Here is a 26,320-nt window from a genome sequence, read left to right as displayed (position 1 = left end):
CCTGAGCGCGAAACGGCAACATGGCTAGTTCTTTTGACGGCTGACCTTGACCACGTTTGGCATCACACGAATGCGACGCATAATATTGGCAAGGTGAACCCTGTCTGTGGTGGTGAGGCGAACAAAGATGGTGTACAAGCGACCATCTTTTTCTTCGGTCGTCAGTCCCTGAATATTCGATCCCGTCGCGGCGATGGTGTTGGTTAAATCCGCCAGCGCCCCTTGATGGTTCTGCATATCCACGCGTAGACGAGTACTGAACTCCTGATCGAAATCGTCTGCCCACTCAACAGGCATATATTTGTCCGGCTCTTGACGGTAGCCGCGAATGTTTGAACAGGTTTCACGGTGGATCACCAAGCCTTTACCAGGGCTGACGTGCGCGATAATCGGATCGCCCGGAATAGGGCGGCAACAGTTGGCATAAGTGACCAAGATACCATCTGCGCCACGGATAGGCATTTTCCCGTCCGAAGGTTCCGCGTCCGTGTTTTCATCGTCCAGCAGGCGGCGAGCGATCACGACACTCATTAACTCACCCAAGCCGATCGCGGCGAGCAAATCATCGCTGCTTTCTAGCTTCAGGTCGGTCAAAATCGCATTGAGGCGGTCAGGATCGACATCGGGTAGGTTCTTCTCACCCAGCGCATGGTTGAGCAAACGACGTCCCAATGTGACTGATTCTTCACGGCGCATGGTTTTGAGCACTTGGCGGATCTTGGTCCGTGCCCGAGCGGTCACCACATAATTGAGCCATGCGGCATTCGGGCGAGCGCCCGGTGCGGTAATGATCTCAATGGTTTGGCCGTTTTTCAGTGGTTGGCTTAGCGGATACGGTTGACGATTGACTCGCGCGCCGACACAGGTGTTACCCACATCGGTATGGACCGCATAGGCAAAGTCAACGGCCGTGGCGCCCACGGGGAGCTCGACGATACGCCCTTTCGGGGTAAAGACATACAGCTCATCGGGGAAAAGATCGGATTTAACGCTTTCGATAAACTCGAAGGAGTTCCCCGCGCTTTGCTGCAGCTCAATCAAGTTTTGCATCCAGCGCTGAGCACGTTTTTGTGCCGTGGTACCGGATGGACGTTCGGCGCCGCTCTTATACGCCCAGTGCGCAGCGACCCCTTTGTCCGCCATCTGGTCCATGTCTTCAGTGCGAATTTGCACTTCAACTGGCACACCATGCGGACCAATCATTGACGTATGCAGTGATTGATAACCGTTCGCCTTCGGCACGGCAATGTAATCTTTCAAGCGGCCGGGACGTGGTTTGTACAAATTATGCATTTGCCCTAACACGCGGTAACAGGTGTCGAGGTCCTCGACGATCACGCGAAAGGCATACAAATCCATAATGGTATGAAAGCGCTGTTCTTTATTCTTCATCTTGTTATAGATGGAATAAAGGTTCTTCTCTCGGCCAAGCACGCGCGCGTTGATCCCGGCATCTTCCAAGCGGCCTTCAATTTCCGCATGGATTTTTTGGATCATTTCTTTGCGGTTGCCCCGCGCTTGCGCAATCACTTTTTTGAGGACGCGATAGCGGTTGGGGTAGAGCGCTTCAAAGCCGAGCTCTTCGAGCTCCACTTTAATATTGTGAATACCGAGACGGTGAGCGAGTGGGGCAAAAATTTCCAGTGTTTCGCGGGCAATACGACGACGTTTATCGGGGCGCAGGGCACCCAAGGTACGCATATTATGGGTGCGGTCACTGAGCTTAATCAGAATGACGCGAATGTCATGGGCCATTGCCATGACCATTTTGCGGAAGTTTTCCGCCTGCGCTTCTTTGCGATCGCGAAACTTGAGCTTGTCGAGCTTGGAAACGCCATCCACCAGATCCGCAACCACATCACCAAAGCGTTGTTGCAGATCCTCTTTGGTCACGTCTGTGTCTTCAATCACATCGTGCAGCAACGCCGCCATTAAGGTTTCGCAGTCCAAGCGCATTTCTGCGAGGATCCGCGCAACGGCGATGGGGTGGATGATGTAGGGCTCACCGGTGGAGCGGGTTTGCCCGTCATGGGCATCGCGCGCAACCAGATACGCTTGCCGGAGCGCTTCAAGCTGCGATTCCGGCAAGTATTGGTTCGCGACTTCTTTCAGGCTATCAAAGAGGTACAAACGGCCTGTTCCCTGATGATGACGCGATTAACGGTGACCAGAAATGGTGCTAACAGCGGCCATTTCGGCAGCTTCTTGCTCCTGCTTTTCTTGACGCTCACGCGCGTCTAGCACTTCTTTGTTGATCAGTCCTTCTTCGATCTCACGCAGTGAGATCACGGTGTACTTGTCATTTTCTTCTGGTACTAGAGGATCTTTACCACCCGTTTGCATTTGGCGGGCGCGGCGGGCCGCAACCAGAACGAGATCGAAACGGTTACCAATTTTTTCAACGGCGTCTTGAACAGTTACGCGTGCCATGAAGGACTCCAGCTGTAGTGATAAACAGGTCTTAAAAATGACCGAAAATTATACAAAAGGCGGCCGTCCATTGCTAGCACTGGGTGCGCTGCAATCGAACAAACGCCAATATTCATGATTAGTCGGCCAGCAAGTCGTCAATCATTGCATGATATTTGCTGGCTTGTTTAGGCTGACGCATCCGCTCTGCACGGAGGATCGCTTTAAGATCCATTAATGCGACATCAAAGTCATCATTAATGATCAAATAGTCATATTCAGCATAGTGAGAGATCTCTGAACGTGCTTCTTGCATGCGTTTGGCGATCACCTCTTCGCTATCTTGGCCGCGAGCGGTGAGACGGCGCTCTAACTCTTCGCGGCTAGGCGGCAAAATAAAGATGCTTTTACTGTTCGGCATCTGTTGACGAATTTGCTGCGCCCCTTGCCAATCAATGTCCAAAAAGATGTCGATGCCTTTATTAAGCATCTCTTCAATCCATACGCGCGATGTCCCGTAATAGTTGCCAAAGACTTCCGCGTGTTCCAAAAAGGCGCCTTGATCAATTAAGGCCTTGAATTCTTCTACTGCGACAAAATGGTAATGCACGCCGTTTTCTTCACCGGGGCGCATAGCGCGTGTGGTGTGTGAAACCGACACTTTCATGTCATAGCGTGGATTGTCATTCAGCAGTGCTGAAATCAGGCTTGATTTGCCTGCACCACTCGGGGCAGAAACAATATAAAGCGTACCTTGACTCATGGATTGATCACTTTAACCGGCTGATGCCAATACCAAAGCATAGCGCAATCGTATTGACGGAGATCGACGAATAGATAGTAGTCTCCCGATGGGAGGCGCGCAGGTTAGCACGAACCGGCGGGGATTTGAACGCTAGAGCGTGAACTTACTGACTTGATACATGCGTGCGCGATTGCCGGTGTGACACAAACTGTGCGCTAAGTCGATAAAGCATGGCTCTGTCTAGAACATGCTTGCATATACGCAATTATTAATGATAATTGTTAGCGTTTGTATTGGGTGGTCGGTTTAGGTGTAGGGAGCACATTCAATGATAGGGAGTCAGCAGGCGTTACATCAGGGTGTTACCTCGCTGTATGTGTCACATCAGCGCTGGCTTTCGGGCTTTATTCAGCGACGCATGGGATGCCCGTCAACGTCGGCCGACTTAGTTCAAGATACCTATTTGCGTTTGCTTAATTCCGGCCGTTTGCCTGATACAGACAGTGCGCGTGCTTACCTTACCCATATCGCCAAAGGCTTGATCGTCGATTGGTATCGCCGTCGTCGCGTTGAGCAAGCTTACTTAGACTATCTGCAAGCGCAGCCGGAACGCATGGCCAGCTCGCCCGAGCAACACCAACAAACCATGGAAGCCTTGGTGGCGGTTGATGCTTTATTAGGGCATTTGCCGGTCAAGGTGCGGCAGGCTTTGCTGATGCGCCAGCTCGAGGGAATGAGCTATAAAGACATCGCAAAGGCGCTTTCTGTCTCAGTTTCCTCGGTAGAGAAATATGTTGCCAAGGCACTGACTGCCTGTGTACTCGCCGCGCAAGAGTGATTCATGATGTCATCTTTATCGCCTCATGTGGTTGAGCAAGCGGCACAATGGATGGCCCGTATGTGGGCGGACGACGTGTCTGAGCAGGATAAACAAGCACTATCACAGTGGCGACGTGCTCACCCTCATCATGAAAAGGCATGGCAAGCGCTGGAAGGTGTGCAATCCCAGCTTCAGGATGTCTCGGGACATCATTCGGTCTTATTACGACAAAGTGGCCTGTCGCGCCGGCGGTTTTTGATGCTCGGTGGTATTGGTATTGGCGCAGGGTGCTTATTAGCATGGCGCTCTAATGCGCAGCGTTACGAACAGGGCGTTGCCTTGGCAAGCCGAGTCGGGGAACTCAAGCAGTTCACCTTGCCGGATCAGAGTCGTGTCGCGTTAAACACAGACTCGCGGGTGTGGGTCGATTATCAAGGCGGGAAAAAACAGATTTTCCTTGAGCGCGGTGAAGTGATGCTCGAAGCGGCATCGCCTTTATCGGTTCTCACCGCCCATGGTCAGGTGTGGGTTGAGGAGCAAGGCCAGCTTGCTGTGCGCCAGTTTGCGCGCTTCAGTGCCATACAATTGTTATCGACCAATGCGCGTATTCAGCCATTCCAAGGGCAACTGCGTTACATTCCCGCCGGGCATTCGGTGCAATGCACGGACAATAAGGTGCAGCATCTTGCGCCTTTAGAAACTCACGCGGTGAGCTGGTTGGAGCAAAAACTCGTGGCTGAACGCATGCCGCTTTCGACGCTAGTTGAAGAGCTCTCACGGTATTTCTCAGGCTGGTTGCGCTTAGATGCGCAATTGGATGATCTAACCGTGACGGGAGTATTTTCCACCCGCAATATCCAGCAAACCCTGGCGCATCTAGAAACCATTCTGCCTATTGCCCTGCGCTTTCGTACTGCGCTCTGGGTACAAATTATTCCAGCCCAATAAAAAATGACACTCACCTTTACGGATCCCACGCCTTCGTTCGGTGTATCGGTTAGTTAACTCACTTAAGTGGAGCCGTATTGTGAAACTGCAATCATCGATATTATGTCTATCGTTAACCTTGGGTGTGCCTTTTTATTCCCCCGTTTATGCCCAAACAGACACGGTAAATACCTACCAGATCCCCGCCGGAGAGCTTGATGCGGTATTAAAAGCCTTTGCGCTGGCATCGGGTATCGAATTTCATCTGGATGCGCGTTTGTCCGAAGGTTTTTACAGTGCGGGGCTCGACGGACAGTTTACCCCAGAGCAAGGCCTCAACATCCTACTGACCAGTACGGGTTTGACGGCACATCGACAAGCCGATGGCAGCTATCAAATTACCGACAGCACAGAGTCGCTGACGCTCGATACCCTAGATGTGTCGTTTTCGGAAGGGGAGATTAGTCGCGATGAAGCGGGTAAATATGCTGTTTACGATGACAACCGGTCAACGGTGTACGCGGGCAAAAAAGAGGTTGAGCGATATAAAGGTAAAGATGCGGCTGATCTCTTTAAAGGTATGCCCAATGTGTACAGTGGTGATGCGCGCAACGGAGGAGGCATTGACCCAAATATTCGAGGTGTTCAAGGGCCGGGTCGTGTGCCTGTCCTCATTGATGGCACAGAGCAAGGGCTGACTGTCTGGCGTGGCTACCGTGGTGTCTCGAATCGCAGCTATATTGATCCCAACTTAATTGGTGGTGTGCAGGTCATCAAAGGCCCCAATACTGTGGCGAACGTCAAAACATCCACAGGCGGCGCGGTGGTCGTCAACACCCTCTCTGCACAAGATATTTTGCTGCCGGGAAAAGACTTTGGCGGTGAGTTCTTGATTGAAGGAAGCAACAATGCGGTTGCGCCCACGTTAGGGACCTTATACACAGGGCAAGATTATCGCGACGTCGACGGGTTTCCGTCCACGCCCCAATACCCTTACGCCGATCCTTCGCTGTGGCAGCCGATGAGCCACAACAAAAACAACAATCCTTTCTCGGGGGATGACTACGCTTACCGTCTTGCGCTGGCAAAACGAGACGAAAGCATGGAATGGTTGGCTGCTTATGCTTATCGCTATAAAGGCAATTATTATGGGGGAAAACATGATAGTGGTTTTTATAAAAGCGGCGATTCGAAAGAAGCCTATATGACCAAGGTCGACCCAGAGACCTTGGCGCTGCGCCATCTGCCGGGCGCGGAAATTCCCAACACGTCCAGCGAAACCGAATCTGTGTTGCTGAAAAGTACATTCCTTTTCGAGGGCGCGCAGCAATTGAGCCTTGGCGCGCGCTACACCGATGCCGAGTATGGTGAAATCATGGCAAGTCGCTCTGGTGACTTAATTGATGGCAATAAAATGGCGCAATGGCCACTTAGCCGCGTGCGTGCCCAAGCTTACAACCTTGATTATCACTGGTCGCCAAAGGACCCTTGGATTGATTTAACGGCCAAGTTGTGGACCACCTACACCGTCAGCGATACCAATACCCGAGGTGGGTTTCCTAACTATGCCAATAACCATGACCTGTTACCGGGCTACAGCACCCTGTTGCGTAATACTGCTGCGTCTAATGCAAAAGATAGCCGTATTGGCGTGAATATCAGCAATACCATGGCGTTCAGTGACACCTTATCTATGACTGCCGCAGGACGATACCAATACCGAGAACAACGTTCTGATGATACTTATGATGCGAACAAAGCCGATGGTTGGGTGCACTTTCCACAAGAAGGGACCTATCAAGAATTTGATGCCAGCTTACAAGCCACTTGGCAGCCACATACCCAATGGACGCTCAACGCTGGTGTGAAGTTTCAAGGCTTTGATGTCAAAGATGACTTCCTTGCAGCGCGCCAAGCCGAAGGGGACGATACCCTGTTCACGCAGCAGGCTGTCTCGCCGGGGCTTGAAGCCAGCTATAAAGTGCGTGTGTTCCTGAGTGAGGCTGAAATTCAGGCGATACTGGACAGTTATCGTAGAATGCTGGAGGATTTTGGGTTCCCTGAGAGCCAGATATTGGCTGATCTTGCTGAAGAAGAAGCCAAGCTGCGCGAAGAAGGTGAAATTGAAGAGCGCACACAAGCTTGGTTACATGATGGAAACGGTAAATATAGCCGTGCGCAAAATCCCTGTGACCCCGCTAATGGACTATTACCAGACAACTACATTGAAGGGACGTGTCGTGCGACCAATCAATTGAATACCAAAGTGAACATGCGTCCCAAAACACACGATCACGGGCAGGGTTGGTCACCGTTTGCCTCCGTGGCATTTTCTCCTACGCCGCAAGACCGTATTTACTACCGCTACAGCCAAATGTTGCGCTTTCCAAGCCTCTTTGAAAGCACGCTTAGCTTTTCCGCGTTAAATAATGCGTATACCAGCCTCAAACCCGAAGCAACGGTGAATCACGAGTTAGGCTACATTCATCATTTTACTCACGGTGATCTGAAACTGGCTTACTTTCACCACCTCACTGAAAACGTGATCGAGCGAGATGACATGCTGCGCTTTAGCAATATTGATTCGCAGACGCTGGCAGGATTGGAGCTGCAAGCGAACTACGATGACGGTGATTGGTTTGCCGATTTAAATGGCGCTTACATGCTCACCAATCAAGTCTGTGATGAGAGCTCCGTCGTCACACGTTATCGCCCCGACGAGCCAGAATATTATCGCAATTGTCTGTTTGGCGGTTTTCCTGGCGGATATTTAGAATCGCAAGTCCCCCCAGCGTGGTCGACGTCGCTGCAACTGGGCCATCGCTTTTTCAATCGTCAGTTAGAAGCTGGGGTCAAAGGCGCGTACCTTGCCAAAGCCAAGTCAGATGAGGTGGTCCAGCGCGACGATACCTTAACGTTTGATGCATTTGCCAATTATCAGTTATCACGCCACATCGCGCTTGAAGTCGTAGGGACCAATTTAACCGATGTCTACCACATTGACCCACTGGTGCGTTCCAGTGTACCGGCGCCAGGGCGCACCATTAAATTGATGCTAAAAGCAAAATTTTAACGACGCGGTTACGGGTTTGCCTGAACTGAACGGTAAAGAGGATGAAGCAAATTATTTGCTGAACGTTGAAATCATTTACCTAGGAGTCACATTATGCCGTACAAAACCGTCGTGATAGCACTGAGTGCCATTTTAACTACCACATCTGCTTTGGCTGATATTGTTGGCACACAAAGCGATGACGCCAACATTGAAGTCGGCACATCCAATGTGCCTTTTGGCCCCCATACAATGGGTAAGGCGGGGATTGGTAATGACAACCGTATTTCCTCAACATTTAAGGTGGACTTTGAAGGGTTGACCCGTGCCAGCAGTACCCAAAAGCAAGGCGACATTTACACCAATGGCACATCACATTCCGGGGATGCGGGAGTGTTTAACTTTGCGAAGGCCGGTGCGGGCGACGTATGGTTTGGTGAATGGTCGCAAGACTTTGCCGGTAATGGTCAAGATCGCAGTGTGTATTATGCGGGCGATAACACCCAAACGAGTCTGCCCACATCGGGCACGGCATCTTATGCAGTGACTGGCTTGAACCGCTTTACTGGCAATAATGCATTGACTGGTGAGTTTAACGCAGACTTTTCCGCTAAAACCGTTCGCGGCACCATCAGTAATGCTGCGATGAAACTAAGCATTGATGCAGGTATTGATGCGAAAACTGCGGCGTTTGAGGGTAAAGCGGTTGCTTTACATGGAGGTCAAGGGGTTAAAGGTGCTACACAAGGCCATTTCTTTGGTGCAGACGCCGCAGCCCTTGCTGGGATTGCAACCTTTGCCGACCGCGATCTAAATACCGCCTTTGGTGGCACCAAAAAATAGCGTTTATTTTTTATGATGCAGAGGCGATGTGCCTCTGCTTTTTATTTGCGGGTGTTGCATGCGGTTTTATTTACTCGTCGGCGTTATTTGCTTGATGATCACGCCCACGTTGGTATTCAGTAGCCAATCCGAAACAGACCTTCGTATTGAACAGCGTCAGAGACAACAACAAAAACAATCGGAAGACAAAGCGCTGGCAGAGGCTGATTTAGCACTGCCCAGCACACCATCATGGCATGTTCCTTTGGAAACATTGGATGTGAATGCATTGGGAAGAGCGCTCTACCAAGCGATACGACAACACGCTTGGGATAGGGTGGCTGAAGGGCTGCCTTACTATCAAACATTACCCGGCCACGATGCTATGTTAATCCTTTATGCCAAGGGGGGCTTAGCCCGACAGGCAGGAAACCTCGCCCAAGCTGCGCATGACTATCAAGCTCTACTTGAACTTAAGCCTGATTTTTTACTGGCGCAGTTATCATTAGCGCGCGTGTTATTTGAAGATTACCAAAGCCGTGAGGCCAAACAATACTTTGAGGCTATCGCGACAAGCATTGCTGGTATGCCTCACGCAGCTGGTGTTCAGCGAACCGTCTCGGCCTATTTACAAGCACTATCTTTGCGTCAGTCATGGCAAGGCTCGTTGGCGATTGGGCCTGAGTATCACACCAATATCAATAAAACGTCTCACAGTGAAACCTGTTTGCTATCGGTGGCTGCAGGGTGTGCTTACGTACGAAAAACGCCGGACGCGATTGCCAGTTATGGCTGGGGAGCCACGCTCTCGGCAGCAAAAACATGGGCTGTATCTGGTCATCATCATGGCTTTATCCGTGGTATGGCATATGGTGCGGATTACGATAAAAACGATAGCTATAACCAGTGGGACACCCAGTGGTTGATTGGGTATCGGTATCAAAATGCGGCGAATCAACTCTCAATAGGCCCCTTATTGGAAGGCACTTGGCAAGGAGGCACGTGGATTTCCCATACCTTTGGTGTCAACCTTGACTACTTACGTATCCTTACTCCTGCATCGACGTTTAAGGGAACGGTTGTCAGCAAAGATATCCGTTATCAAGGCGCACAGCTGAAGGCGCTGTCGGGGCAGGAAACCTATTTGTCTGCAACATGGTTCTCTCAGCTTCATCCCAACTGGTTAGCTTTTATCGGTGCAAACTACACGGATAGCCAAAGTGAGGATACTGTCTTTGACTGGCGCAGCCTAGGAGGACGAGTCGGGGTGAGTTTTCAGCCGACGCCCGAACTCGATGGTCTATTTAGTTATGCTTATCAAGATCGTAACTATCGAGAATACAACGCCATGTTGGGGAACAAGCGGCATGATATTCAACATACGCTGGTATTGAGTTTGCGCCTCCCTACGCTAACTGTGGCGGGTTTTTCTCCGGTGATCACCGGCCAGTATCATCAAACACGAAGCAATGTTGAATGGCTCTACAGCCATGATTACACGCGCATCCAAGTCCAGTTTGAAAAACAATTTTAAAAATTTTTTACGGGTTTTCGTTATTCGTTCGGTATAGCGGGTAGATAACCGATATGGCGTATTACGCATGGATAATAAGGACTCAAAATGAAGCGATATTGGATAGGGCTGGGACTGTGGCTCTTGGTCATCACGGTGCATGTGCAGGCGAGTGAATCCACGGCACCAGCGGAGAGCGGGTCAGTGGTGACCGCTTCAGGCTCGCAGGCCACCCATTTGTCCGTTGATGCACTGTCTCCGCTCGGTATGTATCAGGCTGCGGATCCTATCGTCAAAGCGGTCATGCTGATATTGCTGGCGGCTTCAGGCGTGACATGGGCTGTGCTCGTCACTAAGCAGTGGCAACTCGGTCGTGCGCGTCGCCGCTTAGCGCCACTGGTGTCACTTTGCGCTCACGCTGAAAGCTTTGCGGCGGCCAAAGCGGCGGCATCGTCTCACCAGGGCACTGGGCTGGCGTTTCTCAGTGCGGCGCAAACCGAGCTTGCCCTATCCGAACAAGTAGATGCAGTCGGTCAAGGCGTTAAAGAGCGGGTACAAGCACGGTTGGAGCGGGTACAGGTGGCACAGGCTAGCATGATGAATCGTGGCACAGGGGTGCTGGCATCGATCGGGTCCGTGGCTCCCTTTGTGGGGCTGTTTGGTACCGTGTGGGGGATCATGAATGCGTTTATTGGCATTGCGCATACGCAAACGACCAATTTAGCCGTGGTGGCTCCCGGGATTGCTGAAGCCCTGCTGGCAACGGCTCTTGGCTTGGTTGCGGCGATCCCAGCTGTGATTGTTTACAACTATTTTACCCGTGCATTGGCTGCGTATCGTGCTCAAATGGGGGATTTAGCGGTGGCTATTTTGGTGCTGGTGAGCCGTGATCTCGACAGTGAGCGCAATGCGCAAACTGAACTTGCGTGGCGACAGGCAGGGTAGAAAGATGAGCTTTCAATTTTCCTCGTCAGACCATGAACTACAAGAAAACCATGAGATTAATGTGACACCATTTATCGATGTGATGTTGGTGTTATTGATCATTTTTATGGTTGCGGCCCCGCTTGCAACCGTCAGCGTGCCGGTGGATTTACCCACCTCTTCGGCGAAGCCGAATGCCTCGCCCAGTCAGCCTGTGTATTTGTCTGTAGGCTCTGGACAAATGTTGCAAGTTGACGAGCATCCTGCGTTTTCCCTTGAAGAAGCCAGTCAGAAGTTGCCTCTATGGGTGGCGAACAAACAAACCCGTTTATATTTGCGGGCCGATAAAACCTTGCCTTATCAGTCACTGTTGGAAGTGATTAATACGCTTAGTCAAGCGGGTTATCAGCAAGTCGGGCTGGTGGGTATTGCGCAGTCAGCATCGAGTTCCTCATGACGGTATTGGCTGGGTTGCCTCAAGGCTTTGAGTTAGACCGCACGCGAAAAGGCTGGTTGGTGGGGGCGCTAGTGAGCGTCAGTCTCCATTTTGGCGTGGCGATCGCGTACTTTTGGACACCAGCGCGCACGCTCGCACCGCCTCCCGCCGCGGTGCCGATTGCTATTTCTGTCATCGCACCAGAAGTGTCTGCCCCAAAGGTGGAAAAGCACGATGTGAAAGAGGGCAAACCGCAACGCGCCAGTCAGCCTGCTGATGCATCTGAGACGGTGGCGGAAAAAGTGATGCCGACGCCAAACGCGACGCCTGTGGTTGAAGATAAAAAAAATGCGCAAGTCCAAAAACAGCCGCAGTCTGTCTCACGCCCTGCCAAGAAGCCGCCTAAAGCGGTAGAGACAAAAAAAACGGTTGAGACACACAAGGTGCAAACGACTGAGCCTCGCCTTAAACCAAAGGAAAGCCCCAAAACGTCACGTGCGTCGTCGGTCGCGAAAGAGGCGAGTGCGCCGAAACATGTTGACGCGCCAACACACAGTGAAAAAGTGACTGGCCCAGCGCAAGGACAGCTAACCGTAAAGGGGAAGGTTGCCAAGTTGAATTGGCAGCGACGGGTTCACGCGCATTTGGCGCACTATAAGCGCTATCCTCGATTTGCTCGGCGACTTAAGCAGCAAGGCTCGCCTCGGGTAACCTTTACCGTCAATCGCCAAGGCGAGGTGCAATCGGTCAAACTCCAAACCTCGAGCCAATTTGAGAGTTTGGATGAAGAGGCTAAGGCGCTGGTACAGCGTGCGTCCCCGTTGCCGACGCCGCCAGATGCCTTGCCAGGGCTGACAATCACCGTCACAGTGCCGATTCGTTTTTCACTGTAAAAATAAGGGGATACCTTTTTCGTGAACACGATGACAAAGGTTCACTCTCGCTTGCTAACCTGTTAGGCTGCTCCCGCAATTCGCTTCGGGGTTGATTTCTATCGAGTCGCCCCGATATGGAACTGTATTCCACTCAATGCCCGTTTGGGGCCCCAAAAAGAGAGAAGATATCACCAGAAAAAGAATGGCATGAAGGAGGTGTCAATAATGGCAGCGATAGCCGATGTATATCCCTCACGCGTCAATGGTAAAGAAACGCTTTCCCCACGCTTAGATCCGGTTGTTTACGGCCGTGTGCAACCCAAGGTACCGCATAGCTTAAGCCAGCAAGAGCTGGATACGTTTGAGCGCCAAGGCTTTTTGGTGATGAATGACTATATGCCGGAAATGGTGGCACCACTTAAACGCGAGATTACCCGCCTACGTGATGATATGACCGGCCATGAAGAGCTATATACCGAGCCGGATAGCGACGAGCTGCGCACCATTTTTAAACCTTTTGCCTACAGTGACTTAATTGATCGCTTCTCGCGCGATCCGCGCATTCTCAATAAAGTACGACAAATTTTGGGCTCGGACGCGTATTTGATGCAATCACGCGTCAATATTAAACCAGCGTTTAAAGGTAAGTCGTTTCCTTGGCATTCTGACTTCGAGACTTGGCACGTTGAGGATGGAATGCCACGGATGCGAGCGGTTACCGTCTGGCTGATGCTCACTGATAACACCGAGCACAATGGGCCGTTGTACGTCATCCCTGGCTCGCATTATCACTATGTGTCTTGTGAAGGCAGTACCGGCGAGAAAAACTATCAGCAGTCGCTGAAAAAACAAATGCTGGGCGTGCCTAAACCAGAGACCATGGAGACGTTGCTCGATGATAATGGCGTTGCCTCCGTCACGGGTAAAGCTGGAACCTTGGTGTTCCATGACTGCAACTTAATGCACGGTTCACCTGATAATATCGCCAATGATCCACGCTCGATTTTAATGTTTGTCTATAACAGTGTGGAGAATAAAACGGTGACGCCATTTAGTGGTTTACCACCACGCCCGCACTATCTCTCTAACCCAGACCAACGCCCATTGCAGGCGGTTGAGTCACTTTGGCCGCTGGCCTCTTAATCGTGCTAACGCCCACCTTTTTCGGTGGGCGTTTTGAGTTTGTTTTCTCTTTAAATCAGGCTTTTGCTATGCTGTCTCGATAATTGAACAAGCGTTTAATTATCTCGCCAATTTCAACGACATTAAGGAGTACCCGTTGAATATAACATCAAAAGCGACCCTGAGCTTGACCGTTGCCGCACTGAGTGTGGCCAGTGCCTTATCTTTCTCTTCTTCAGTTCAAGCCAGTGACAGTGCGCTTAGCGAAAAGCTTGGCATTGCCGATCACGCCGTTATTGCCCACCGTGGTGATTCCTACAACGCCCCCGAGTCCACGCTGCCCGCGTATCAGCTCGCGTGTGAAGTGGGTGCCGATTACCTCGAGCTTGATCTGCAGCGCACCAAAGACGGCAAATTGATTGCTGTGCATGACGATAACCTCAAGCGTAATACTAATATCGAGACGGTCTACCCTGAGCGCGCCGACGATCCGGTCAATACCTTTACATGGGCAGAGCTGGAAAAACTGGATGCGGGTAGCTGGTTTAATGAATCATACCCAGAGCGCGCGCGTGAAAGCTTCCGTGGCTTGAAGCTTGTTACTTTAGACCAAGTGCGTGAAATCGCTGAAGGCTGTGCGCATCAGCCCGGTCTGTATATCGAGACCAAGGTGCCGGAGTTCTTCCCAGGCATTGAGAAAGATTTGAAAGACGATTTGACCAAGCATGGCTGGCTAGATGACGATGCCAAGGGCAAAGTGATCCTACAAACTTTTAATAAATCGAGCCTTGAAACGCTGCAAAGTGTGATGCCAACCGTGCCAAAAATCTTGCTGCTTTGGGCGGGTGATGGCTACATTCCCACCAAGGACAGTGCGCCGAAAGCAGACGATGAGTCTTACGCCCAATACTATGCGCGCCAAGAAGTGGCTTCGAAAGAAGGCTACGCAGAATGGTTGGATTATTCCAAACAGCATGGCGCGATCGGTGTGGGTCCATCCACTATCCAAACGCAGCACGATGATGCATGGTCAAGCCAGTTTAGCTACATGGAGCTTGCAGCACCTTGGATGGTAGAGATGAGCCATGAGAAAGACTTGCTGATGCATGTTTACACCGTGGATCAAGCGGTAGACTTTGAGCGCTATCGTGACCGTGGTGTGGATGGCTTTTTCACCAACCGTCCTAACCTTGCGGTGAAAACGCTCTCTGGCGGTGAAGGCAAAGATATTCAAGCGACACTTGCCAAGCTGGGTTATTAGTCCCGCATGCGCTAAGCGCATTGTGCTTGTGAGCCCGCCCTGTTGTGGCGGGCTTTTTAGTGGTATCCAGTCGATGATAGCGGTGACTGTTGAGTCAGTTTAGAGGGACTCGCGCGTTATAAGCTTAGCCATTGCGCGTCGATACATACCATAAGCCACTGCGCCAGCGAGAATATTGCCGACTAAAGCGCCCACAAATAAGCCATATAACTCAGCCAGTTGCGCGCCCAACCATAAGCATGGCAAGAAAAATGCGAACAGACGAAGGGCGGAGATGGTCAAGGCGGTGTATGAACGGCCTAATGCATTAGTAATGGAGACCATCAACATGCACACGCCCAAAGCACCTAAGCTAAACGGCACTAAGGTCAGGTGCCAATGCAAAATGTCAGTCACTTGCTGATCGCTGGTCATGAGTTGGGCGAGTGGATCGGCGGCAAACCAGGTCACTACAGCGATCAGCAATTGAAAGCCTAAGACAAACTGACAGGCCAGTTTCACCAAATGACGGATCTCGGTGAGATCACCTTTACCCAGTAGGCGACCCACCATAGGTGGCATCGACATGGTTAATGCAAGCACAGATACAATCGCAAAAAATTCAAAGCGAGATCCCACCGCCCATGCCGCAACTGCCGCAGGACCAAAGCCGGCGAGTAGCTTGGTTGCCAGCATGGACGAAACGGGCGGTAGCAGCTGGCTTATCATTGCTGGCCCCATAATATGGCCGATGGATTTGACGCTTTTGGCAATGTCTAAATCGTGCCACGCCATCGAGATCCAACCTTTGCGAATAACCCGTGGCGCGACAATGACCACACCGCTACCAAAAGCGATCAGGGTTGCGACGGCGGCGCCATTTATGCCCCAATCGAGCCAGAAAATGAACACAGGATCGAGGACCAAGTTTAACAGGCTAGTGACCACCATCATGGAGCCGGGCAGCAAGGTGTTTCCGTTGGCCCGCGCAATACTGTAAAAGAAATACAGCACCGCCCCCGCCCAAGCGCTGACCAGCCAAATAATCCAATAACTATCAATCACCGGAAACACGCTCTGAGGGGCATCGAGTAGCATTAATATCGGGTGACGTAGCGCATACAAAAGCAGGGCGAAACCCGCGACACCGAGGGTCCCTATCAGGAGGATTAAGCCGCCGAGTTGCTTGGCGTAATCGCATTTATCCGCGCCGAGCGCGCGTGAAATGACCGCGGTCGTGGCAATACCTAACCCGACCTGAATCCCGATAATGATCATTTGAATGGGCAAGGTAAAGCCTTGCGCAGCAAGGGGAAGTACCCCAAGTTGGCCGATAAATGCACTGTCGACTAACTGAAAACTCATCAGTGACAGCACCCCGAATAGCATGGGCAGGGTGGTAGAAAACAAGCGCTTCGCGCGAGAGACAGACTCCATCAGGCACTCTTTGGGTTAATAGGGTGAAAAAAAGCCGAGCATTTGCATGCTCGGCATAACCCAACCAATTGTAGAGGATTGCTGGAAATTACCAACCCTCTTCACGTAAGGGCATTAGTCGTTATCGGTGCGTAAAGCCAGCTGGCTTGCGAGATAGGTATAGGTTCTGGCATACATGGCAGCACGGGTCGCGTTGTTTGAGGCGCCCGCATGACCCCCTTCCATGTTTTCATAGTAAAGTACGTCGTGGCCCATCGCCTGCATTTTGGCCACCATTTTACGTGCGTGAGCAGGATGAACTCTGTCATCGCGGGTTGAGGTGGTGAATAGCACGCGAGGATAAGCGGTATCCTGACTGAGGTTGTGATAGGGCGAGTACGTTTTAAGATAGGCCCAATCTGCTTCGGTATCAGGGTTGCCATATTCCGCCATCCAACTGGCGCCTGCCAGTAGCTTATTAAAACGTTTCATGTCCAACAATGGCACCTGGCAAACCACGGCTTGATAGAGCTCTGGACGACGTGTTACGGCAGCGCCGACCAGCAGGCCACCATTGCTACCGCCTTGAATGCCAAGATGGGCAGGTGTGGTGATTTTTTTGCCAATCACATCTTCTGCGACGGCCTCAAAATCTTGATAGGCTTTGTGTCTTTGATGTTTGAGTGCCGCAAGGTGCCAAGCAGGGCCATACTCTCCGCCACCACGAATGTTGGCGAGGACATAAACCCCACCTTTTTCTAGCCAGTTTTTACCAAGTAACGCGCTGTAGTGGGGCGTTAAGCTCACTTCAAAGCCACCGTATCCGTACAACAAGGTTGGATTTTTACCATCGCGTTTCAAGGCTTTAGAGGCCACCAAAAAGTAGGGGACTTGTGTGCCATCTTTAGAGGTCGCAAAGTGTTGCTCGACGACTAAATCATTAGCGTCAAACTTAGGTGGCGTTGACTTTAGACGTCGCGTCTCATGCGACTGAGCGTCTACCCGGTAGATAGAAGGTGGCGTCAAGAAGCTTGCCACGTCAACGAAAAAGTCATCATGTTCTGGCGAGGTGTTGAATACACGCATATGGGTGTTTTTTTCGAGCTCGACAGGCTTTTGTTGCCAATCCCCTTTGGCGTCTTTATGCAACACGCGAATACGCGAACTGACGTCATTTAGCTCGCTGACAATGATATGGCGTGCCGTAAAGTCAACGGACTCGATACTGGTTTTGGTGTCGGGGACAAGAAATGCTTGATAGCGTGGCTGTTCTGTCGTTAGGTCAGTCAGCGCAGCGGAGAGGATGCTGCCCTGTCGGAAATGGGTGTCGCCTTGGTGCAAGTCTGACTTGAGCTGGAAGAACAAAGCGCCTTCAAAGTAGCCGAGGATCTCACTGTCAGCGGGCAGAGTCAGGGGGCGCAGGGTGTTTTTGTCGAGCCAGAATGTTTGTTGGCGATAAAAGGTTTCGCCTTCACGGACAAGTGTCACCCTTGAGTGGGCATCTCGCAATGTGAACATACCGACGGAGACGGAGCGAGGGCTCCCTTCATAAACTGTGGGTGCGTCTTTGAGTGAGGTACCACGTTGCCATTTTTTGACCAGGCGTGGATAGCCTGAATCTGTCAGTGTTCCTTCACCAAAATCCGTTGCCACGAGTAAGTGATCATTATCCAACCAGGTAATGTCGCTTTTGGCTTCGCTGAGTGAAAAGCCATCGGCAATAAATTGTTTGGTCGTGAGGTCGAACTCGCGTTTAACCGTGGCGTCGGCGCCACCGCGCGAGAGTGCCACCATGCAGCGTTGGTAGGCAGGTGCATAGCAATCGACGCCCTTAAGTACCCAGTCTTCACCTTCTGCTTTGGCGAGTGCATCGACATCAATGACGGTTTCCCATTCAGGCTTTGCTTTGGCATAACTGTCGGGCGTGGTGCGTCGATAGATACCTTTGATATGGGTATCATCCTGCCAAAAGTTGTAATAGTAGTCGCCACGACGAGACGGATAGGCGAGACGGTCACTGGCATTTAATACATCAAGGCTATCTTGGTAGAAGGTCGGATAGCTTGGGTGGTGAGTAAGAATGTCGTTTGTTGAGGCATTCTGTTTTTTTACCCAAGTAAGGGCTTGCTCGCTCTCAACCTCTTCCAGCCATAAAAAGGGATCGGTGTGATCGGCGCCGTGTGCTGTGCCTAGAGTCATGGCTAACGCCGCGGCACTGAGTGCGGGAGTTTTCATTGTTGTTTTCCTTTTCAATAGGGGTCGTGCTCAATCCATGAGGGTAAAAAAGCCGAGCAACAAAGAGGCTCGGCAAAAAAGAAAAGCAGTGTTGTTGCCATGGTTAGCTATTCGTTAAGAACGCTATCCAAGGGGAAGCCATGGGTTTAAGTTCGTTCGACTTCGCCGCTTGTTGCATGGCTTTAAGTGCAGCAGCGTTATTCTCCAACTCGAAGTAGGCCATCCCTTTTAAGTACTCCAGTTCAGCAGCAACATTGAAGGGAACGCCCTGTGTATCCGACGCAAAGTCAATAATGTTCTTGTACTGTTGGTCTTGGATCATTAAGCGAGCGATCTTGAGTTTGGTTTTCGGATCGGCGTCCAACGTATAAGCTGCACGATAACTGTTAATCGCTTTGGTGAGTTCTTTCGCTTGGTGCCAATACTGGCCGAGCTTGTCCAAATGCTCACTGGTTTTTTCTACCGTGCCCTTTTCTATCTCCTTGGCCAATGTCGTGGCGGCGCGAAAAGGAATAGATTGATAGGCTAAAAAGTCAGTGAGCCTGAGGATTTCTTTTTCCTCATCGAGCAAGCCGAGCTTATAAGCGGACTCAAGCGCTGCCAGTGCTTTACCATCCTTTCCGCGCTCCATTTCTATTCCCGACAGTTGCTTCCAATACTGTTTTTTCTCTGGGAATAGCTCGGTCAACGTGGTCAGGACGTTGGCGGTGTTTGCTAAATCATTGGTTTGGTAATAGGCAGACATGAGCATCATATACCAAGACTCACTCGGCTTATCGCTGAGGGCGATGGCCTGCTTTATCTCGGGGATCGCTTGCTTAAACTGCTCTTGTTGGACATAGGCACTTGCCAATGTCATGTAACTCATGGCATCTGGCTTGTCCTCGCCTTCACTCAGTTGAATACGAAACCACTGCTTCATCAGCGAAATCGTGTTAGCAAATTTCTCCTGTACCATATAGAGCTGCGCCAGGCTGTATCTGACTTGCTGTGCGACAGCCACAGGCAAAGCATCAATCTTTAGCGCTTGTGCAAAGTATTCGGTCGCTTTCGGGTAGTTATCTTCAATTGAGTAAATATAACCAAGCTGCTGAAGCAGCACGGCTTGGTCATATTTCTTATTACCACTGCGATCGAGTGCACTCTCAAGCTCTGCCTTTGCATCTTGATAGGCTTCGTTAGCGATGTACTTTTGCACTTTATTGACGGTGCGATACGTCCGGTCCGATAGCTCCGGGTTATTGGCACCATAGGACACGCTTGAAAGGCTCAAAGCAAACAGCGCTAAAGCCAACATCCGTGTTAATGAGTTTTTCATGATGGCCGTCCTAGTTAATCGAAAACTCTATTTCTTGAGAAAGCCGAGCTTTGACGGGTTTGCCGTCTACAACCTTGGGCTTAAACCGCCATTGTTGCACCGTTTTTTGCGCGGCCCGTCGGAGTCCCATACGGCGCGGGTCTTCCTCAAGGACTTGAACGTCTTCCACGCCCCCTTGCTCATTGACGGTAAACTCAAGTAACACAATCCCTTTTTCTAACCCTGCTCGTGCCGCTTTGCGAGGCATTTGCGGTAAGAAGGTCGCCAAAGGAGTTGGTCCCTGATTACCGGCCATCCCGCCACCGCCTTGGCTGTAGTGACCCAGCACCGAACCGCCCGAAATGTTCACCGGCAAGTCCAGGTTAGGCATATCAAGCTTCACTTGATCCATCTGTGGCTTCACCGTAGATGTCACCTTCATTTCCGGTGGTGGTGGCGGCTTTTTCGGTGGCTTAGGCTTTGGAAGCTCACGCTTTCTTTCTTTGATCTTTTCATCAGGTTTGATGCGCACAAACTCGATAATTCGCTGAGTCTCGTCGCCAGTTAACTCATGGCGCTCTTTGTTGACGATTTTATCCATGCCCCAAAACAAACCCAGCGAGACGAATAATGCGAGCACAATCGACGCCAAATAACGCATACGCTAGTCCTTGCTTTTCGCTGCAATCGAGATGCTATCCACACCGGCCATTTTGATTTGGTCCATGACGTCAACAACAACACCCGCGCTTGCTTCTTGATCCGCTTGGATGACGACCGCGCCTTCTGGGCTTTCTGCACGCAAGCGCTCAATATTGGCACGCACTGCACCGACTTCAACACGGCGTTTATCAACCCAGACATCACCCGCAGGACCGACGGCAACCATGATGTTGCCTTTACTGACGGTCTGTGCGGTATTCGCACTGGGTCGATTGACGTCAATACCCGCTTCTTTGACGAACGAAGTGGTGACGATAAAAAAGATCAACATAATGAAGACGATATCCAACATGGGTGTCATGTCGATCGCCGCTTCATCATTCCCTTCATTGCTATAACGTCGTTTCATGTCGCTACCTTAAATCCTTTTACGAGGTGACATGCTTAAGCTTGTCTTCAAGCTTACGCGTTGATGTTTTGGCAAGGTGATCCAAGCGTGTGCTGAAAAACAAACCGGACAAGGAGGCGACCATTCCCGCTAACGTCGGGATAGTGGCTTTAGAAATACCTGAAGCCATCGCCCGAGGACTCCCTGTGCCTACCACCGCTAATGTATCGAACACATGGATCATACCCACAACCGTCCCTAACAAGCCCAATAAAGGGCACATTGCGATCAACACTTTGACGATGGGTAACCCGCGTTTATTTTCTATGTCACGGATTGAAACCAGCTCTTGCCGTATCATTCGCGCTGCCCAACTGCGATGCTCTGGGCGCTGTTGCCATTGGCTGACTACCGATTTTGCCGCACGAGGTGCTACAAAAATAAAGTAAAACCAACGCTCTAACAGCGCACACCACAGAAAGACACTGAGCACAAAGATGGCGACCAATACATCGCCACCCATGCCGAGAAAGTGTCGAATCGACGCTAACTCAGAGAGTATCCATTGCATGACATCTCCTTAGCTTTCCGCTGTATGAAGCTTTTCCTGATATCGTGCAATAAAGCCAGCGCTTTGTTCCTCGAGGGTTTGTACCAATCGACGCCCTTTACTGTGTACGAAGGTGTAGAGGAACAGCAACGGAATCGCGACGACCAGGCCAAGCATGGTAGTAACCAAGGCTTCTGAAATGCCACCAGCCATTAGCTTGGGATCACCGGTACCAAACAAGGTAATCGCCTGGAAGGTGCCAATCATCCCCATGACCGTACCGAGCAGGCCGAGTAGCGGTGCTACCGATGCAAATAACTTGATTGAGCCAATAAAGCGTTCAATCTTAGGCGCATTGCGCATGATGATTTCATCCAGTTTCGCTTCCAAGTCTTCTAAGCTGGAGCCTTGGTGTTCTTTGTAGGCTTGGATGACTTCACCCAGTGGGTTGTCTTTCAAGACTGCGTCACTCTTCTTCTGTTTACGCATCTTGCTGCCAATTACGGATAGGCGCAGGTAGCACAACAGCGCGATGAGGACACCAACCGCACCCATGACAAGAATGATGTAACCTACCAAACCACCTTGGTCGATACGTTCTTGTACGTTAGGGCTTTGCACCAGTAGGGAAAGGATCACACCACGTGACGGATCAAGATAAAGTGGCGCGTAGGCACTGGATGCTGACTCAAAGGCAGACACGTTCGACAAAATATTGCTAGCTGGCTGGCGGGCAAGTTCTTCAAATTTGCCGGTCTCAGGGACGTAAGTCAGGTATTTACCGTTGGCAATCGCGTTAAATTCACCAATGAGTGTGACTTCATCGCTCGCTTCGCTGCCCTCGCCATACACCACAGTTGCAGGAACCGTCGAGGTATCGCCCGATACGATCATCTGCTCCATCACCGTTTGCCAGAATTGCTCTAGCTCATTGATAGAGGGTAGCTCTTTGCTCTCGGCAAGCTTGGTCAGCAGTGCATCACGGTTCGGGAATTGCACAGCGTTTTGCGAGGCATGGAAGATACCTTTAAATTCACCAGAGAATTGACGAACCACGCCAAACATTTCACCTAGTGAGCCAGAACGCTGACGTAAGGTATCTGCCAATTCCGCCAGTTTCTGATCGTTCGCATCGAATGTGGCTTTAAGTTGCTCGCCGCGTTGGGTCTCGAAAGCCAATTGCTGTTTGGCTTCAGCGAGGAGTGCCGCTTGGTTTTCTTTATCTGCCAAAAACGCCGCTTCACGCTCTCGGTTTTGCTGTGACTCGGTCACACGGTCGTTCTTCACTTGGTTGAGAAGCTCATCCAAAGTGTTGGCATGTACACTGCTTAACGATAAAGATAGGGCAGTGATACCGGTTAGAAGATACTTGATTCCCTTCATCATTACTTCTCCCCTGTAAAGACAGGTAGCTCAATCAGTGCAGGTGGTGCTTGTTTCTTCGCGATACGCAGACCTTGCTCAACCGCATCACGATAACCTTCAGGAAGTGATTCCCATTGGTTGGTTTGCTTGTTCCACATACCGGTTTCTGCGCCATCAGGTGACTGATAGAACAGCGCTGTCCGCCCTACACGAAGAAAGTCATAGGTTTTGACATCGCCGTCACGTTCCATGCTGGCTTTGTAGGCTTCAATGTTACGAGAGAAGCCTTCTTCGATTTGGTAGGCTTCAAGCACGCGACGGAATTTTTCTGATGTGGTGACATCGGCGCGATCCATCATTTCGCGAAGGCTGGCAATGCGTTTTTCGCGTTCGTTGAGCTGAAACGGTAAATCGAGTTGCACGAATTGATCGAGCGAATCAATCATTTTGAGTGTCAGCGGAACAATTTCCATCGCGGTCTGATCAATCTGGTTAATTTGCTTTTCCAGTGACGCCACTTCACTATTTTGCGAACTCACCATACGATCAAGCTGGTTATTATAAATACGCATACTGTCAAGCTGGCGTAAAACCGCTTTATATTCCGCGAGCATGCCATCGGTTTGTTCGCTGTATTGATCAATTTTTTGTTGCGATGCTTGTCCTGCGTTATTTTTACTTTCTACCGCCGACACAACGTCATTAGTAGAAGTAGCCATCGCAAACGAGCTGGTCAGCAACAGAGAACTGAGAATGGCGTTATTTAATCCCTTACGTACCATATCCGTTACCTGTTAAATTGCAGAGAAATAAGGCGCGGCGAAACCGCGCCAGGTTTGAGTTAGAAGTTATATTCGGCTTCAACGTAGAGTTGACGTCCCAGAGGGCTGTCATAGTCATAGGCATAGAATGGTGATGTATCACTCAGCGGATCCGCAGGTGGTTGTTTATCAAACATATTGATCGCACCCAAAGTGACTTTACCTTGATCATTGAAGGCGTAAGTTGCGGTTAAGTTCCAAGTTGTCATGCTCGATACTTTGGTTTGCTGTCCTGCATCTTTAGCGTCTTGGCAGGTATCGAAGTAGTATTGATTGGCATAACCTGTACACATACTATCGCGATATTTACCAAAGACATTGACGCTGTAATCGCCCATGACCCAGCCGAGGTTTAATGTGGCTGTATACTCAGGTAAGAAGTCGGTTTCATCGATGAGTGGTTCACTATCGCTCTCACGGTATTCAGCGTCAATGATCTTAGTCACCGACAGTTTAGGGCTGAAGGTACCGTAATTTTGAGTATCGTAAGAATAAGATACCGACAGGTCGATACCTGAGCGCAATTCAGACGCTTGGTTGACCGGCCCATAAATTACATTATCGATCTCGCCATCACTGTTGCGCTTCACTTCCGCACCGGCATATTTACTTGGTTCATTGATTACATCTTGATAGCTTGGTGCTGTGACCACGTTTTCCATCTTGATGCGATACCAGTCTAGAGTCAGACCGAGATCTTCAACAGGCTCCCATACGAGGCCCAAGTTAATATTGGTGCTTTCTTCTTCTTCAAGCTCTTTGTTTGGCCCAGAAGTGACATCGAAGTATTGGGTATCACACTCAGGGATAGAGTCTTTATCCTGTGGGCCATTGCCCCCTGCATTTTCACATAACACAGGGTCAAAACCGCTACCAAATGCCTTGGTATCATCGCCGAACAGACGTTTCAGGTCGGGTGCACGGAACCCAAGCCCGTAACTACCACGCAATAGCAGGGTGTCGGTAGGACGATAAGCTAGAGAGACTTTTGGCGTAAAAGCTCCGCCGGTTGACGAATCGTCAAAATAGTGGTCATAGCGACCCGCGAGTGTCATTTCAAGGTTTTCAATGATAGGAACTAAGGCTTCAACGCCCAACCCGATCTGATCGCGATCGCCACCACCGGATGAACCGCCTAAGCCTTCAAAACGGCTGTTTTTGGTATTTTCATCGATGGTTTCGAGATAATCAGTTCGATTCCACTCGCCGTATACTGAGAAGCTCGACATGCCCGCAGGAAGTTCGATTAAATCGCCACCCAATGACGAGTTCACCGAATACAGCTTAGTACGAGCGTTTTTGGTCGACGTTCCCTTATATTTTTCTACGGTCTCCGGAGAAAGACGCGCAAGGAGGTCGATTTCGTCGTTTTTCACCGCATCGCCGATACTGGCAAAAATGGCTGGATTATCGGTCTCGACTTTTTGCTCTGAGTAGCTTGCGTAAGCATCCCAGCTATAGTCGCTTACGTAGCCATCGAGCCCGACGGTGACACCATAAGAGCGTGATTCTGTGTTACTTTCACGGTTGCCAAATTCGACCATGCGTCGAGTATAGGTACCTTCTCCTCGGCTGTGAGTCGCATCGGTTTCGACTTTTAATGCGCCGGGCTCAAACGTGGAGTTGGTTTCTTTGTGGTTAAACCGTGCTTCCGCAGTGGCCATCAAATCAGGTGTGATATCGAATTCACCACGAAGCATTAGATCCGCTTGCTGGTTTTCTGGTTTTAAGGTCCGACGTGACGCCCGGTTAAAACCACATTTTCCATCCGCGCGCGCGACGCCGTCTCCTTCAAGAAAATCTTTACAGTTTTCACTTGGTAAGGTGATATTGTCGCTAGCATCGACGAAGCTGGCTCCGTAGCTCGAGTAAGCACTCAAGGCCGAGCGTGCTGAGTTATCGTCGCCGGCCCAGCTTTTGTCTTTTTGCTTGAGAATATCGTTGCCAGCAAATTGGCCAACGAAGAATACACGTTTTGAATCGAGGTCTTTACCGGCGACCACATCGAGACGATCTGCTGAATAACCCCCGCTGGTCGTTTGGCCATGGCGACCTTTAACAGAAACACCGTCAAAGCCTTTTTTCATGATGAAGTTGACTACCCCACCAATGGCGTCTGACCCATAAACGGCTGACCCCGAATCGGTGAGTACCTCAACACGTTCAATGGCAGCAACGGGGATCTGACCAATATCTTGGAAGTTTGTTGAGCCATTTTGTGCCAGTGGGTACTGAGGTAGGCGACGACCGTCAATCAAAATAAGTGTGCGCGATGCCCCAAGGCCACGTAGGTTCACTGACTGTGCGGCTGGGGTAAAACTAAAAGAGTTCGTTTGCGACAGATTACCGCCGGTATTTTGAGTTAAGCTGTTGAGAATATCTTGTGCGCTATTGAAGCCTTTGGCTTGGATATCCTCACTGCTAACTACAGTAATGGGACTCGGCCCTTCCACTTCAGCACGTGATATACGCGAACCCGTCACTTTCAGCTTCTGTAGTTCTTGCGCTTGTTCTTGAGACTCGTCCGCGATAGCGGTTGAGGCGAATGTAAGTGATCCCACTGCGAGACCAATGGCAACAGACAGTGCCGTTGTTCTTGTCTTCATCCTTGATTGCTCCCTGTCATTTGACTACTTCTTCAGCGCGTATCTTCAGTACAGCTCTTATCCCTGAGCGCGCATGACAGCCAGATATACCGAA

Annotated in this window: 22 protein-coding genes; 10 read left to right on the top strand and 12 right to left on the bottom strand. The window is 50.6% G+C overall.

Annotated features, from left to right (window positions below):
- Window positions 1–24 precede the first annotated feature (24 nt).
- The 3 genes from spoT to gmk all read right to left on the bottom strand — a co-directional run bounded on the left by spoT (window position 25) and on the right by gmk (window position 3,172).
- Window positions 25–2,130 (bottom strand): bifunctional GTP diphosphokinase/guanosine-3',5'-bis pyrophosphate 3'-pyrophosphohydrolase, encoded by a 2,106-nt coding sequence (spoT, locus tag BZG84_RS02585; RefSeq protein ID WP_077479791.1) that lies wholly within the window; start codon window positions 2,128–2,130, stop codon window positions 25–27.
- Window positions 2,131–2,157: 27 nt separating this feature from the next.
- Window positions 2,158–2,430 (bottom strand): DNA-directed RNA polymerase subunit omega, encoded by a 273-nt coding sequence (rpoZ, locus tag BZG84_RS02580; RefSeq protein WP_069588983.1) that lies wholly within the window; start codon window positions 2,428–2,430, stop codon window positions 2,158–2,160.
- A gap of 118 nt (window positions 2,431–2,548) precedes the next feature.
- Window positions 2,549–3,172 carry a guanylate kinase gene (gmk, locus tag BZG84_RS02575; RefSeq protein ID WP_069588981.1) on the bottom strand — a complete coding sequence of 208 codons (624 nt, stop codon included), beginning with the start codon at window positions 3,170–3,172 and terminating at the stop codon, window positions 2,549–2,551.
- Window positions 3,173–3,482: 310 nt separating this feature from the next.
- Between gmk and BZG84_RS02570 the strand changes: the two genes are divergently transcribed.
- The 10 genes from BZG84_RS02570 to BZG84_RS02525 all read left to right on the top strand — a co-directional run bounded on the left by BZG84_RS02570 (window position 3,483) and on the right by BZG84_RS02525 (window position 14,906).
- Window positions 3,483–3,992: a sigma-70 family RNA polymerase sigma factor gene (locus BZG84_RS02570; protein ID WP_077662567.1), complete on the top strand. Its 510-nt coding sequence runs from the start codon at window positions 3,483–3,485 to the stop codon at window positions 3,990–3,992.
- A 3-nt stretch (window positions 3,993–3,995) separates the two neighbouring features.
- Entirely contained in the window at window positions 3,996–4,922 is a 927-nt protein-coding gene (locus BZG84_RS02565) for a DUF4880 domain-containing protein (protein WP_077479788.1), read from the top strand.
- A gap of 79 nt (window positions 4,923–5,001) precedes the next feature.
- Window positions 5,002–7,974 carry a TonB-dependent receptor gene (locus BZG84_RS02560; RefSeq protein ID WP_131825058.1) on the top strand — a complete coding sequence of 991 codons (2,973 nt, stop codon included), beginning with the start codon at window positions 5,002–5,004 and terminating at the stop codon, window positions 7,972–7,974.
- A 93-nt stretch (window positions 7,975–8,067) separates the two neighbouring features.
- Complete coding sequence (locus BZG84_RS02555; protein WP_077479786.1) at window positions 8,068–8,796, top strand: Slam-dependent surface lipoprotein; 729 nt, start codon at window positions 8,068–8,070, stop codon at window positions 8,794–8,796.
- A 58-nt stretch (window positions 8,797–8,854) separates the two neighbouring features.
- The gene (locus tag BZG84_RS02550; protein WP_077677965.1) at window positions 8,855–10,309 is read left to right on the top strand and encodes a surface lipoprotein assembly modifier; all 1,455 of its coding nucleotides are present in this window, start codon (window positions 8,855–8,857) and stop codon (window positions 10,307–10,309) included.
- 87 nt (window positions 10,310–10,396) lie between these two features.
- Window positions 10,397–11,233, top strand: a complete 837-nt coding sequence (gene exbB, locus BZG84_RS02545) for a tonB-system energizer ExbB (protein ID WP_077479784.1) — start codon at window positions 10,397–10,399, stop codon at window positions 11,231–11,233.
- A 4-nt stretch (window positions 11,234–11,237) separates the two neighbouring features.
- The gene (locus BZG84_RS02540) at window positions 11,238–11,669 is read left to right on the top strand and encodes a biopolymer transporter ExbD (RefSeq protein WP_077479783.1); all 432 of its coding nucleotides are present in this window, start codon (window positions 11,238–11,240) and stop codon (window positions 11,667–11,669) included.
- On the top strand, window positions 11,666–12,541 hold the full coding sequence (locus BZG84_RS02535; protein WP_077479782.1) for an energy transducer TonB: 876 nt from the start codon (window positions 11,666–11,668) through the stop codon (window positions 12,539–12,541). The genes BZG84_RS02540 and BZG84_RS02535 overlap by 4 nt, the downstream gene beginning before the upstream one ends.
- A 207-nt stretch (window positions 12,542–12,748) precedes the next feature.
- Complete coding sequence (locus tag BZG84_RS02530) at window positions 12,749–13,666, top strand: phytanoyl-CoA dioxygenase family protein (RefSeq protein WP_077479781.1); 918 nt, start codon at window positions 12,749–12,751, stop codon at window positions 13,664–13,666.
- A gap of 136 nt (window positions 13,667–13,802) precedes the next feature.
- Window positions 13,803–14,906, top strand: a complete 1,104-nt coding sequence (locus tag BZG84_RS02525) for a glycerophosphodiester phosphodiesterase (protein ID WP_077479780.1) — start codon at window positions 13,803–13,805, stop codon at window positions 14,904–14,906.
- 99 nt (window positions 14,907–15,005) lie between these two features.
- Here BZG84_RS02525 and BZG84_RS02520 read toward each other — a convergent pair whose 3' ends face one another.
- The 9 genes from BZG84_RS02520 to BZG84_RS02480 form a co-directional block, all read right to left on the bottom strand.
- Window positions 15,006–16,322, bottom strand: coding sequence for an MATE family efflux transporter (locus BZG84_RS02520; protein ID WP_077479779.1), 1,317 nt, complete (start codon window positions 16,320–16,322; stop codon window positions 15,006–15,008).
- 114 nt (window positions 16,323–16,436) lie between these two features.
- Window positions 16,437–18,536, bottom strand: coding sequence for a prolyl oligopeptidase family serine peptidase (locus BZG84_RS02515; RefSeq protein ID WP_077479778.1), 2,100 nt, complete (start codon window positions 18,534–18,536; stop codon window positions 16,437–16,439).
- A 103-nt stretch (window positions 18,537–18,639) separates the two neighbouring features.
- The gene (locus BZG84_RS02510; RefSeq protein WP_101494753.1) at window positions 18,640–19,854 is read right to left on the bottom strand and encodes a tetratricopeptide repeat protein; all 1,215 of its coding nucleotides are present in this window, start codon (window positions 19,852–19,854) and stop codon (window positions 18,640–18,642) included.
- Between the two features lie 10 nt (window positions 19,855–19,864).
- The gene (locus BZG84_RS02505; protein ID WP_077479776.1) at window positions 19,865–20,494 is read right to left on the bottom strand and encodes an energy transducer TonB; all 630 of its coding nucleotides are present in this window, start codon (window positions 20,492–20,494) and stop codon (window positions 19,865–19,867) included.
- A gap of 3 nt (window positions 20,495–20,497) precedes the next feature.
- The gene (locus tag BZG84_RS02500) at window positions 20,498–20,905 is read right to left on the bottom strand and encodes an ExbD/TolR family protein (RefSeq protein WP_069588961.1); all 408 of its coding nucleotides are present in this window, start codon (window positions 20,903–20,905) and stop codon (window positions 20,498–20,500) included.
- 19 nt (window positions 20,906–20,924) lie between these two features.
- On the bottom strand, window positions 20,925–21,455 hold the full coding sequence (locus tag BZG84_RS02495; protein WP_069588959.1) for a MotA/TolQ/ExbB proton channel family protein: 531 nt from the start codon (window positions 21,453–21,455) through the stop codon (window positions 20,925–20,927).
- A gap of 9 nt (window positions 21,456–21,464) precedes the next feature.
- Entirely contained in the window at window positions 21,465–22,817 is a 1,353-nt protein-coding gene (locus BZG84_RS02490; RefSeq protein ID WP_069589053.1) for a MotA/TolQ/ExbB proton channel family protein, read from the bottom strand.
- A gap of 2 nt (window positions 22,818–22,819) precedes the next feature.
- The gene (locus BZG84_RS02485) at window positions 22,820–23,581 is read right to left on the bottom strand and encodes a DUF3450 domain-containing protein (RefSeq protein WP_077455043.1); all 762 of its coding nucleotides are present in this window, start codon (window positions 23,579–23,581) and stop codon (window positions 22,820–22,822) included.
- Between the two features lie 59 nt (window positions 23,582–23,640).
- Window positions 23,641–26,226: a TonB-dependent receptor plug domain-containing protein gene (locus tag BZG84_RS02480; protein ID WP_077479775.1), complete on the bottom strand. Its 2,586-nt coding sequence runs from the start codon at window positions 26,224–26,226 to the stop codon at window positions 23,641–23,643.
- Between the last annotated feature and the right edge of the window lie 94 nt (window positions 26,227–26,320).

This window comes from Salinivibrio sp. PR932 (assembly GCF_001996125.1).
GTDB lineage: Bacteria > Pseudomonadota > Gammaproteobacteria > Enterobacterales > Vibrionaceae > Salinivibrio > Salinivibrio proteolyticus.
The sequence above is the reverse complement of the archived record's forward strand: the minus strand, read 5'-3'. Positions and strand labels throughout refer to the sequence as shown.